Origin of the sequence: Dietzia sp. PP-33 (assembly GCF_033790845.1) — a bacterium.
In the GTDB taxonomy this organism is placed as follows: domain Bacteria; phylum Actinomycetota; class Actinomycetes; order Mycobacteriales; family Mycobacteriaceae; genus Dietzia.
In genome coordinates this window covers 35097-47018 of the sequence record NZ_JAMYEI010000011.1, presented here as the reverse complement: position 1 = coordinate 47018, position 11922 = coordinate 35097, and the positions used below count along the sequence as shown (strand labels likewise).

Genomic DNA, 11922 nt, shown 5'->3' with positions numbered 1-11922 from the left:
CGTCGGGCCCACGCGCGCTCACTGTCACGCCCAGTGCCTCGCTCTGTGGCGCCGCACGGCGGAGCGGTTGGTGCAGCGGGTCGAGCAGTACCGCTTGCGACCGTTGCGGGTGGTGTCGGCGAAGACGTCCCGGCAGTCGTCGGCCGCGCACCGGGCCAGCCTGTCGATGCCGCGGGAGGTCAGGTGGAGTGCGGTGCCCACCGAGAACATGGCGGTGAGCAGGCGGGCGAACGAGACGTCGTCGGCGCGGTAGTGCACGTGCCAGTGGCCGTCGTGGTCGGTGAGTCGCGGTGGCTCCGAGTGTTCGGCCAGTAGTGCGTTGAGGGCGTCCGCCCGCTCTCGGGGATCGGTGGTGTCGACGACGACGAGCCACGCGTCGAGGAATGTCAGCACCTCCTCCAGATCCGCGTCGGAGGCACCCCGGTCGATGGTCACCCCCGACTCTCGGCAGCGGTCCACCAGTTCGCGGGTGGTGCGGGGGCGGCGACAAGCCAGGTCGGCGGCCAGGGTCACCGGATCGGCCCCGTAAGGGTTGATATACACAAACCGATTACAGCACAGTGATCGGTATGCCTCAGTCGATCGCGGGTTTCGCCGCGTCCCCGGCCATCGGGATCTCCGTGTGGGTGCTCGCCGCACTCGTCCTGGCGGCGTTCGTCGCGGGCTGGGTCGACTCGGTGGTCGGCGGGGGCGGGCTCATCCAGCTCCCGGCGCTGGTCGTCGGACTGCCCCCGGATGCCTCGACCCCGGAGATCCTCGGCACCAACAAACTCTCCTCGGTCGCGGGGACACTGGTGGCCACCCTGACCTACCTGCGCAAGATCCGGGTGCCGGTGGGGATGGTGCTGCCGCTGGTGGCCGCCGCGTTCGCCGGCTCGGCCGCGGGCTCCTCCGTGGCGCGGTTCATCCCCAGGGAGCTGCTCACGCCCATCGTGTTGGTGGCGGTGGTCACGGTGGGTGCGTACACGTGGTTCCGGCCCACCATGGGACGCGTCCACGACAACCGGTACACCGGGTGGTCGCGCATCTGGCGTTCGGCGCTGATCGGGCTGGTGATCGGGTTCTACGACGGGATCCTGGGGCCCGGCACGGGGTCGTTCTTCGTCATCGCGATCGTCGCCTTTCTCGGCTTCGGCTTTCTCCAGGGGACCGTGGCGGCCAAGCTCGCCAACCTCACCACCAACATCGCGTCCGTCCTGGTGTTCGGTATCCATGGCGACTTGCTGTGGATCATCGGTGGTTGCATGGCGGTGGCCAACCTCACCGGCGGCTTCATCGGGGCGCGGATGGCGATGCGGCACGGCAACGAGTTCATCCGCGTGGTGTTCCTGGTGGTCATCGGCATCCTGGCGGTCAAACTGGCGTGGGACACGGTGGTCCAGTGGACGTGAGGTCGGCCGGAGAGCAGACGTAGACTCACCCCCATGACCCTCCCGAGCTCCGAACCCCGCCGCCACCCGCTGCTCGACGAGTCACCGCTGCCGTACGGCCTGCCCGACTTCGCTGCGATCGACGAGGCGGAACTGGAGCCGGCCATCAGGACCGCGATCGACGACCACGCCGCCGAGGTCGCGGCGATCGTGGCCAACCCGGAGCCACCCACCGTGGCCAACACGGTCATCGCCCTCGAACGGTCGGGCCAGGCGCTCCACCGCGTGCTGTCGGTGTTCTACGGACTCCTCGGACCGGATGCGACCCCCGCCCGGCTCGACGTGGACCGGGTGGTCTCCCCACTGCTGGCCGCACACGGCTCGGCCGTCATGACCGATCCGGATCTCTACGCACGGGTGGCCGCCGTCCATTCGGCGTTGGAGGCGGGGGAGCTGGAGGTCGACGACGAGACCGGTCGTCTGATCCGGCGGCACCACCGTGATCTTCTCCGTGCGGGTGCGGCACTCGACGACTCCGGCCGCGCGCGGCTGACGGCCATCGACACCCGGTTGGCCGAGCTGACCACCGCGTTCGGGGAGAACCTTCTCGCCTCCACCGCCGAGCTCGCCGTCCCCGTGACCGACGCGGCCGAGCTGGCGGGCCTGCCCGCATCCACGCTGTCGACGCTCGCCGCCACCGCGGCGGAGGCGGGCCGGGACGGGTGGCTCATCCCGCTGGGCCTGCCCACCGTGCAGCCGATCTCGGCATGGCTGGACCACGAGGGACTCCGGCGACGCGTCATGGAGGCGTCGCTGCGCCGCGGGGCGACTCCGGACCACGACAACGCCCCGATCGTCCTGGAGATCGTCCGGCTCCGGGCCGAGCGCGCCCGACTGCTGGGACTGGGTTGCCACGCCGAGCACGTCCTGGCCGTGGAGACCGCGGGCTCGCCCGATGCGGCCCGTGGTCTACTGCTCGACGTGGTCGACGCGGCCGTCACCAATGCGCGGAACGAGGCCAAGGACCTGCTCGGGGGAGACGACCGCGAGCTCCACCCCGCCGACTGGGCCTGGGAGTCCGAGCAACTGCGCGCCGACCGTTTCCAGGTGGACGACGCACGCGTCCGGCCGTACTTCGAACTCGAACGCGTCCTGCGCGACGCGGTCATGTACTCGGCCTCCGAGCTCTACGGCCTGCGATTCGCCGAGCGCACGGACCTTCGCGGCTTCCTGCCGGACGTGCGGGTGATCGAGGTCTTCGATGACGAGCGGAGCGAGACCGACGCCGGGATCGGGCTGCTGCTGCTGGACTACTACGCGCGGCCGACTAAGCGCGGCGGGGCCTGGATGAGCTCCTTCCGTGACCAGTCCCGCCTCCTGGACTCGCGGCCCGTCGTCGTCAACGTCATGAACCTGGCCCGTCCCGCTGCGGGTGAGCCCACGCTGCTCACCATGGACGAGGTCACCACGATGTTCCACGAGTTCGGGCACGCCCTGCACGGACTGCTGTCGGACGTGCAGTATCCGGTCTTCTCCGGTACCTCGGTGCCCCGCGATTTCGTCGAGTTCCCCTCGCAGGTCAACGAGATGTGGGCCCGCCGGCCGGAGCTTCTCGCCCACTACGCCCGGCACGTCGACTCCGGGGAGACGATCGGTGAGGACCTGGTCGCCCGGATGCGGGAGGCCGAACGCTTCGGCGAGGGGCAGGCCACCGTCGAGTACCTGGCCGCCGCCCTCCTCGACCTGGCCTGGCATTCACTGTCGCCCGAGGAGGCTGCGGCGGTCACCGACGTCGACGAGTTCGAGGCCGACGTGCTGGCGGAGGCTGGTCTCGACGTCCCCGGGGTGGAGCCGCGGTACCGGTCGCGGTACTTCCAACACATCTTCGCCGGCGGCTACTCGGCGGCCTACTACTCGTACTTCTGGGCGGAGGTCCTGGACGCCGACGCCACCGAGTGGTTCTCCGAACGAGGGGGACTGCAGAGGTCCTCGGGGGAGGCGATGCGTCGCGAGGTCCTCTCCCGCGGCGGTGCTATCGACTTCCTGGACGCCTACCGGGCGCTGCGCGGCGCGGACCCGAGTCCCTCGGCCCTGCTCCGTCGCCGTGGCCTGGACAGTTCGGTGGTGGGTGGCCGCGAGGTCGCGGCTGCCGGGCGGTCGTAGGATCGATTCGTGACGGCATTCCTCGGATTCTGGGACAGAGTCGAACTCTGGCTCGCGACCCTGCCGTTCCCGCTGCAGGTGTTCATCATGCTCGTTCTGGGGCTCCCGCTGTTCCTGCTGGTCGCCGTGGCCGTGGAACGGGTGGCGGACGAGCTCGTGCACCGGTTCCGGGGGCTCGTCGCCTCCGGGGATCCCGAGACCGGGAAGGAGGTCCTCTGATGCCCCGGTCGCGTGTGACTGCCGCCCTGATCCTGCTGATCGCGCTCGTCGTGATCGCATGGCTTCTCCTCGACGTGTTCTGAGGAGAAGCGGTCCGCGGAACCGGCTCTGCCGGCCGGACTCCGGACGTACACTCCCTCCATGCAGCGCCTGAGTGGACTTGACGCCAGCTTTCTCTACTTCGAGACCAGAGCCCAGCTCCTTCACGTGTGCGGCCTGATCGTGCTGGACGGATCCGAGATGGAGGGCGGTTATTCGTTCGACGCGCTGCGGGCCGAACTGGCCCGCCGCGTCAAGGGAATGCCCAATTTCCGCCGCAAACTGCACGACTCGCTGCTGAACATCGATCACCCCGTCTGGGTCGAGGACGAGGACTTCGACGTCGACCACCACCTCCACCGGGTGGGTCTTCCCGAACCGGGTGGCGATCGCGAGCTCGCGGAACTGTGCGGGCATCTGGCCAGTCAGCCCATCGACCGGTCGATGCCGTTGTGGCAGATGTACGTCATCGAGGGGCTGCGTGACGGTCAGTTCGCCGTGTTCGCCAAGATGCACCACTCGACCGTCGATGGCGTCACCGGTGCCAACATGGTGTCCCAGCTGTGCACGCTCACCCCGGACGATCCGGCGCTCGACCAGGAACTGGTCGAGGAGACCGCGGGCGGTTCGGGCGCTCTCGAACTGGCCGTCGGTGGAGCGCTGTCCCGTCTGGCCACGCCGTGGCGACTGGCGTCACTGCTGCCGGGGACGCTGGGGGTCCTGCCGTCCTGGATCAGCAGGGCCCGCAAGGGGCTCGCCATGCCGGCGCCGTTCACCGCGCCGCGGACCCCGTTCAACCGCACCATCACCGGGCATCGGTCCATCTCGTATGCCAGCGTGGACCTGGACGAGATCAAGCGGATCAAGAACGCCTTCGGCACCACCGTCAACGACGTCGTGCTGGCCATCTGCTCGACCGCCCTGCGCAGGTATCTCGCCGATCTGGAGGAGTTGCCCTCGAAACCGCTGATCGCGATGGTCCCGATGTCCGTGCACGCGGCGGAGTCACGCCCCGGCACCAACCGCGTGTCGGGCATGTTCATGTCGCTGTCCACGGACGTCGACGATCCCGTCGAGCGACTCGAGTCGATCCGGGACGCCAACACCGTCGCCAAGGACCACACCGACGCACTCGACGCCAATCTCCTGACCGACTGGGCACAGTTCGCGGCTCCGTCGGTCTTCGGTTCCGCGGTCCGGATGTACTCGCGACTGCGGCTCTCCGAGCGTCACCCGGTGGTGCACAACCTGGTCATCTCCAACGTGCCCGGCCCGAACATCCCGCTGTACTTCCTCGGAGCCAAGATCACCAAGATGCTCCCGATGGGCCCGGTCTTCCACGGCGCAGGACTCAACTGCACGGTCATGTCGCTGGACGGGGAACTGCACTTCGGGTTCATCGCCTGCAAGGACCTCGTCCCGGACCCCTGGCCGCTGGCCGACGCGGTGGATGCGGCGATGGAGGAGTTCTCCCGGGCCGCCGACGAGCGGGAGGCGAGCGGTACTCCCTCGGCAGAGCGGTTGTCCGCGACCGAATTGGGGCAGCTGCGGAAGGATCTGAAGCGATCGGACCGCCAGGCGAACAGGGACAGATCGACGACGACCGCCGAGCCGGCGGCCGAAACAAGGGCGGCCGAGAAGGCCCCCGCGAAGAAGGCGGCCGCCAAGAAGGCGCCCGCGAAGAAGGCGCCCGCCAAGAGGACCGCGGCGGAGAAGGCTCCCGCGAAGAAGGCTCCCGCCAAGAAGACTCCCGCCAAGAAGACCGCGGCGGAGAAGGCTCCCGCCACCAAGTCTTCCGCGAAGAAGAGCCCGGCCAAGAAGACTGCGACCAACAAGACTGCGGCCAACAAGACTGCGGCGAACAAGACGCCGGCGACACGGGCATCGGGCAAGCCCACCGGGTCCAAGCCCGTCTCCACGCGTAAGCCCACCCCGGGTCCCGGCGAGGCGGCCACCCCTGCCCCGGACGCCGCGCCCGCCGCGCAGACCTACAGTGCGCCCCCCGTCACCCCCGAGGCGCCCGCGGGCCCGCCATCCGGCACTGTGGGCTCCGTGCCCACACAAGACAACGCGCCCACAGCCGAACCGGCACCCGGTACCGAACCGTCACCGGACGTCGCCGGGCCCACCTACGGCGCTCCCGCCGCCGCCGTTCCGGACGAGGCAGCGGCGACCTCCGGAGCGGGGGGCGGTGCGACCGGGAGCGATGCCGCGTCCGGTCGGTCGTGACGGCCGTCGTCCACGATCCCGCAGACCTCGCGCTCTCCCCGCCACCACGCGACCCGCGGGCACCGTTCGGGATCTACCTCCACGTCCCGTTCTGCTTCTCCCGGTGTGGCTACTGCGACTTCAACACCTACACCGCCGGAGAGCTGGGGTCCGCCACCTCGCCCGCGGACTGGGAGCGGGCCGCCCTGGCGGAGATCGAGCGGGCGGCGTCGGTCCTGGCCGGGTCGGGCACCCCGCCGACGGTCGACACGGTCTTCGTCGGCGGCGGGACACCGTCACTGGTGGGCGCTGACGTCCTGGTGGGGATGCTCGACCGCATCCGTTCGACGTTCGGGCTCACTCCCGGCGCCGAGGTGACCACCGAGAGCAACCCCGAGTCCACCTCGCCGGAGTTCTTCGGACGACTGCGCGAGGGCGGGTTCACCCGGATCTCTCTGGGGATGCAGTCCACGGCCGCGCATGTCCTGCGCGTTCTGGACCGCACCCACACCCCCGGCCGGCCCCAGGAGGCGGTCGCCGAGGCGCTTCGCGCAGGCTTCGATCACGTGAACCTCGACGTGATCTACGGGACCCCGGGGGAGACCGACGACGACCTGGCCCGCACCCTCGACGCCGTGGTCGGTGCAGGTGTGGACCACGTGTCCGCCTATTCGCTGATCGTCGAGGACGGCACCGCCCTGGCCCGGAGGATCCGTCGCGGAGAACTGCCCGGGACCGTCGACGACGTCCTGGCCGACCGCTACGAGCAGGTGGCCGAGCGGCTCGCCCGATCGGGTTTCCACTGGTATGAGGTCTCCAACTTCGCGACGCACGAGGCGGGCTACTGCCGCCACAACATCGGGTACTGGCGCGGCGGTGACTGGTGGGGGATCGGCCCGGGTGCCCACTCCCACGTGGCCGGGGCGCGGTGGTGGAACATCAAGCACCCGGCCAGGTATGCGGCGGTCTGTGACGCGGGGCGGCTGCCGGTCGCGGGTGGGGAGCGGCTCGACGACGCCGACCGGCATCTCGAGCGCATCATGACCGGTCTCCGGCTGGCCGAGGGACTCCCCGACGAGGCGTTCACCACCGAGGAGAGGGCGCGGGCGGATCTGCAGGTGGCGGCGGGTCTGCTGCGGCGGCGCCACCCCGGCGGCACCGACGGTGCCGGTTATGCGCTGACGGAGTCGGGCAGGCTCCTCGCGGACGGCGTCGTGCGGGACGTGCTCCTCTGAGTCCCTGGCCTAGAATCGACAGGACCCGCGAGCGAGGAGGAGGATCCGATGTCGACCACGGCCGATCGTAGGACCGAGGTCCTGCGCGCGATCGTCTCCGACTACATCGCCTCGCACGAGCCCGTCGGCTCCAAGACCCTCGTGGACCGCCACTCCCTGGGGGTGTCCAGCGCGACCATCCGCAACGACATGGCGGTGCTCGAGGCCGAGGGATTCATCGTCCAACCCCATACGAGCTCCGGTCGGATCCCGACGGAGAAGGGGTACCGCCACTTCGTCGACTCGATCGAGGAGATCACGCCGCTCTCGCGGGCCCAGCGCAGGGCCATCCAGGCATTTCTCGAGGGCGCCGTCGACCTGGACGACGTCCTCCGGCGGGCCGTGCGGCTGCTGTCCCAGCTCACCCGCCAGGTCGCCGTCGTCCAGTACCCGGTCCTGGGTCGGTCCACCGTCCGGCACCTCGAGGTGGTGAACCTGGCGCCCACCCGCCTCCTCCTGGTCCTCATCACCGACACCGGCCGTGTCGACCAGAGGACCGTGGAGTTGGCCTCCCCGCTGACGGACGCTCACCTCGCCGAACTCCGGACCCTGCTCTCGGAGGCGGTGGCGGACAAGCGGCTCAGCGAGGCCTCCGAGGCCTTGGCCGCCACACCCGAGCGGGCCCGCCCCGACCACCGCGAGGCCGCGGAGCGCTGCGTCACGGTACTGGTCGAGACGCTGGTGGAACACCCCGACGAGAGGATCGTCCTGGGCGGCACCGCCAACCTCACCCGCAACGCGGCCGATTTCGACGGTTCGCTCCGGTCCGTGCTCGAGGCACTGGAGGAGCAGGTAGTGGTCCTGCGGTTGCTCTCGGCGGCGCAGTCGGTGGGGATGGGTGGCCCCGGAGGGGTGACCGTCCAGATCGGTGAGGAGACACGGGCGACCGAGATACGCGGCGCCTCGGTGGTGTCCTCCGTCTACGGCTCCGAGAGCCAGACACTCGGTGGAATGGGGGTGCTCGGGCCCACACGGATGGACTACCCGGGAACAATCGCCTCGGTCGCCGCTGTTGCCCACTACGTGGGCGAGATCCTCTCCGGGCACTGACGCCCGTAGCCTCACCCGGGACCATTTCTTACACCTGACGAAAGGCGATTCGTGTCACGCGACTACTACGGGACCCTCGGGGTCGACCGGGGTGCCTCGGAGTCCGAGATCAAGCGCGCCTACCGCAAACTCGCCCGCGAGTTGCACCCCGACGTCAACCCGTCGGACGAGGCGCGTGAGCGGTTCACCGAGATCACCGCGATGTACGAGGTGCTCACGGACCCCGAGAAGCGTCGCGTCGTCGACATGGGCGGCGATCCCCTCGATTCCTCACCGGGTGGCGGGTACGGCGGCGGTTTCGGTGGCGGCGGCTTCGGTGGGAGCGGCGGCCTCGGCGACGTGTTCGAGGCGTTCTTCGGTGGTGGCGGCGGCGGTGGCGGACGTGGCCCCCGCAGCCGGGTGCAGCCGGGCTCCGACGCCCTCATCCGGGTGAACCTGTCCCTGGCCGAGTGCGCGACCGGCATCACCAAGGAGATCCAGGTCGACACGGCCGTCCTCTGCGAGACCTGTCACGGCAAGGGCTCCGCGAGCGACTCCCCGCCCGCCAAGTGTGGGATGTGCCAGGGACAGGGCGAGGTCCAGTCGGTCCAGCGCTCCCTGCTGGGCAACATCATGACCAGCCGCCCGTGTCCCACCTGTGCGGGCACCGGCGAGATCATCACCGACCCGTGTGGCAACTGCACCGGCCAGGGACGCGTACGCAAGCGTCGCACCGTCTCGGCCAAGATCCCCGCCGGCGTCGGCGGCGGGATGCGGATTCGGCTGGCCGGCCAGGGCGAGGTCGGACCCGGTGGCGGCCCCGCCGGTGACCTCTACATCGAGGTCAACGAGCGCACCCACCCGGTGTTCGTGCGCGACGGTGAGGACCTGCACTGCACGGTCCGCGTCCCGGCCGTGGACGCCATGCTCGGCGGCAAGGTGGATCTGGAGACCGTCGTCGGCGAGGACCTCGAAATCGAGATCCCCGCCGGCATCCAGCCCGGGCACACCGTCACCCTCTCGGGCCGCGGCATGCCGCGGGTCCGCGGCGGCGGCGCGGGAGACCTGACCGTGCACATGGAGGTGGTGATCCCCGAGAAGCTGGACCGCAAGCGACGCGAGATCGTGGAGCAGCTGCGCCGGCTCGACGGAGACTCGGCCGAGGTCGTCAACGAGGACACCGCACGCCGGGGCGGCCTGTTCTCCCGTCTGCGTGACGCGGTCGCGGGTCACTGAGCCGGTGACCCCACCCCTGTTCCGGATCGACGTGGTCCCCGCCGTGGGCGAGACGGCCGTGCTCGACGGCACAGAGGGCCGGCATGCCGGTTCCGCCCTGCGGGTGCGGACCGGCGAACACGTCCGCGTGGGCGACGGCCGCGGCGTGGTGGCGGACTGCGCCGTCCTGACCTCGGGGCCCGGCCGGGTCGAGGCCGAGGTGCTGACCCGGGTCGAGGTACCGCGTAGGACGCCACAGGTGACGATCGTCCAGGCCCTACCCAAGTCCGAGCGCTCCGAACTCGCCGTGGAGCTGGCGACCGAGGCCGGGGCGGACCGGATCGTGCCGTGGCAGGCCGACCGCTGCGTGAGCCGGTGGACCGGGCCCAAGGTGGACAAGGGCCGGACGAAATGGACCAACGCGGCCCGGGCCGCCGCCAAACAGTCACGGCGGGCGTGGGAGCCGGAGATCGGGGAACTCGTGGACTCCGCCGGGCTCTCGGCGCTGGTGGCCGAGGAGACCCGGGCGGGTGCGGCCGTACTGGTGCTGCACGAGGACGGCGCCGCCGATTTCGCGGACGCGGTGACCGCGTCGGCACCCGTGGAGCGGGTCCTCCTCGTCGTCGGGCCCGAGGGCGGCGTCTCCGACGCCGAGATCGACTCCCTCACCCACGTCGGGGCCCGCGCCGTCGTCCTGGGACCCGAGGTGTTGCGCACCTCCAGCGCCGCCGCGGTGGCGCTCGGCGCCCTCGGAGTTCTCACGCGGAGATGGAACCGCGCTGGTACTACACTCGACCCGACCGCACCCTCACCCAGGAAGTGATCCACGTAGGTACCCCAGAGAACGACGTAGCCAGCGACACCGACGGACCACCGCAGCGTGGCGGCCCCCGCGACCCCGGCGGACCGTCAACCCGCACGGCGGTCCAGCTCGACCCCGACCTCGCGATGGCGGTACTCGGCGCCGCGGACGCGAACCTCCGGACCCTGGAGGAGCTGCTCGACGCCGACCTGCACGTGCGGGGCGGCACCATGACCATCTCCGGCGATCCCGCCGCCGTCGACGAGGCCTCGCGCGTGGTCTCCGACCTGCTGCGACAGGCCGGGCGGGGCGTGGAGATCACCCCTGCCTCGGTCCGGAGGTCGGTCGAGATCCTCGCCGGCTCCGGGCCGTTGACGCCCGAGGAGGTCCTGGGCACGGACGTGCTCTCCAGGCGCGGGGGGATGATCCGCCCCAAGACGGTGGGGCAGAAGCAGTACGTCGACGCGATCGACGACCACACGGTGGTCTTCGGCCTCGGTCCGGCCGGCACGGGCAAGACCTACCTCGCGATGGCCAAGGCCGTCGCCGCGCTGAGGGCCAAGGACGTCAGCCGCATCATCCTCACCCGGCCGGCCGTCGAGGCCGGAGAGCGGCTCGGCTACCTCCCCGGCACCCTGCACGAGAAGATCGACCCGTACCTGCGGCCCCTGTACGACTCGCTGCACGACATGATGGACCCCGAGGCCATCCCCAAGCTGATGGCGGCCGGGGTGATCGAGGTGGCGCCACTGGCCTACATGCGCGGCCGCACGCTCAACGACGCCTTCATCATCCTCGACGAGGCACAGAACACCACGCCGGAGCAGATGAAGATGTTCCTGACCCGCCTCGGGTTCGGCTCGAAGATCGTGGTGACCGGGGATATCACGCAGATCGACCTTCCGGGCGGGCAGCGTTCCGGGCTCAAGGTGGTGCGCGACATCCTCAAGGGGGTGCCCGACATCCACTTCTCGGAGCTCACCTCCGCGGACGTCGTGCGGCACGCGCTGGTGGCACGGATCGTCGACGCCTACGCGAAGCACGAGGAGCGCCTCGACCGGGGCGAGGAACCGACCGCCGTACACAGGAACAGGGAGCACCGTCGCCGATGAGCATCGAGGTCGCCAACGAGTCGGGCGTAGAGGTCGACGAGGCAGAACTCATCGACGTCGCCGCGTTCGTGATCGCCCGGATGGACGTCCACCCGGCCGCCGAGCTGTCGATCACGCTCGTGGACAAGGACACGATGGCCGATCTGCACGTGACGTGGATGAACCTGCCGGGGCCCACCGACGTCATGAGCTTCCCGATGGACGAGCTCTCCCCGGGGGGTCGACCGGATCTGCCCGATCCCGGGCCGGCGATGCTCGGCGACATCGTGCTGTGCCCGGCGTTCGCCGCCGATCAGGCCGCCAGCTCCGGGCATCCGCTCGCGCACGAGCTCGCCCTGTTGACCGTCCACGGGTGCCTGCACCTGCTCGGCTACGACCACGCCGAACCGGCCGAGGAACGCGAGATGTTCGGCCTGCAGAACGAGCTGCTGGGTGAGTGGTACGACCACCGGGACGCCCCCCGCGACGACGCACCGCACGCGGGAGTCTGA

At 70.3% G+C, this 11922-nt stretch carries 11 protein-coding genes and 1 pseudogene; 11 read left to right on the top strand and 1 reads right to left on the bottom strand.

The window, feature by feature from the left end; all coding sequences use genetic code 11:
• Window positions 1-24 precede the first annotated feature (24 nt).
• Window positions 25-543 (bottom strand): CGNR zinc finger domain-containing protein, encoded by a 519-nt coding sequence (locus tag NJE57_RS17130; protein ID WP_319029735.1) that lies wholly within the window; start codon window positions 541-543, stop codon window positions 25-27.
• Between the two features lie 26 nt (window positions 544-569).
• Between NJE57_RS17130 and NJE57_RS17125 the strand changes: the two genes are divergently transcribed.
• The 11 genes and pseudogenes from NJE57_RS17125 to ybeY all read left to right on the top strand — a co-directional run bounded on the left by NJE57_RS17125 (window position 570) and on the right by ybeY (window position 11922).
• Complete coding sequence (locus NJE57_RS17125) at window positions 570-1391, top strand: sulfite exporter TauE/SafE family protein (protein ID WP_319029734.1); 822 nt, start codon at window positions 570-572, stop codon at window positions 1389-1391.
• Between the two features lie 33 nt (window positions 1392-1424).
• Window positions 1425-3533 carry a M3 family metallopeptidase gene (locus tag NJE57_RS17120; protein WP_319029733.1) on the top strand — a complete coding sequence of 703 codons (2109 nt, stop codon included), beginning with the start codon at window positions 1425-1427 and terminating at the stop codon, window positions 3531-3533.
• Window positions 3534-3542: 9 nt separating this feature from the next.
• The gene (locus NJE57_RS17115; RefSeq protein ID WP_319029732.1) at window positions 3543-3752 is read left to right on the top strand and encodes a hypothetical protein; all 210 of its coding nucleotides are present in this window, start codon (window positions 3543-3545) and stop codon (window positions 3750-3752) included.
• Between the two features lie 141 nt (window positions 3753-3893).
• A pseudogene (locus tag NJE57_RS17110) lies at window positions 3894-5270 on the top strand (WS/DGAT/MGAT family O-acyltransferase); the annotation flags it as partial.
• A complete protein-coding gene (locus NJE57_RS17105; protein ID WP_413464432.1) occupies window positions 5250-6020 on the top strand; it encodes a histone H1-like repetitive region-containing protein in 771 nt (256 codons plus the stop codon). The pseudogene NJE57_RS17110 and the gene NJE57_RS17105, both read left to right, overlap by 21 nt.
• On the top strand, window positions 6017-7234 hold the full coding sequence (gene hemW / locus NJE57_RS17100; protein WP_319029731.1) for a radical SAM family heme chaperone HemW: 1218 nt from the start codon (window positions 6017-6019) through the stop codon (window positions 7232-7234). The genes NJE57_RS17105 and hemW overlap by 4 nt, the downstream gene beginning before the upstream one ends.
• 48 nt (window positions 7235-7282) lie before the next feature.
• Window positions 7283-8323, top strand: a complete 1041-nt coding sequence (gene hrcA, locus NJE57_RS17095; protein WP_319029730.1) for a heat-inducible transcriptional repressor HrcA — start codon at window positions 7283-7285, stop codon at window positions 8321-8323.
• Window positions 8324-8374: 51 nt separating this feature from the next.
• Entirely contained in the window at window positions 8375-9538 is a 1164-nt protein-coding gene (gene dnaJ / locus NJE57_RS17090) for a molecular chaperone DnaJ (protein ID WP_319029729.1), read from the top strand.
• A 4-nt stretch (window positions 9539-9542) separates the two neighbouring features.
• Window positions 9543-10340: a 16S rRNA (uracil(1498)-N(3))-methyltransferase gene (locus NJE57_RS17085; RefSeq protein ID WP_319029728.1), complete on the top strand. Its 798-nt coding sequence runs from the start codon at window positions 9543-9545 to the stop codon at window positions 10338-10340.
• Window positions 10337-11431, top strand: a complete 1095-nt coding sequence (locus tag NJE57_RS17080) for a PhoH family protein (RefSeq protein ID WP_319029727.1) — start codon at window positions 10337-10339, stop codon at window positions 11429-11431. The genes NJE57_RS17085 and NJE57_RS17080 overlap by 4 nt, the downstream gene beginning before the upstream one ends.
• Entirely contained in the window at window positions 11428-11922 is a 495-nt protein-coding gene (ybeY, locus tag NJE57_RS17075; protein ID WP_319029726.1) for an rRNA maturation RNase YbeY, read from the top strand. The genes NJE57_RS17080 and ybeY overlap by 4 nt, the downstream gene beginning before the upstream one ends.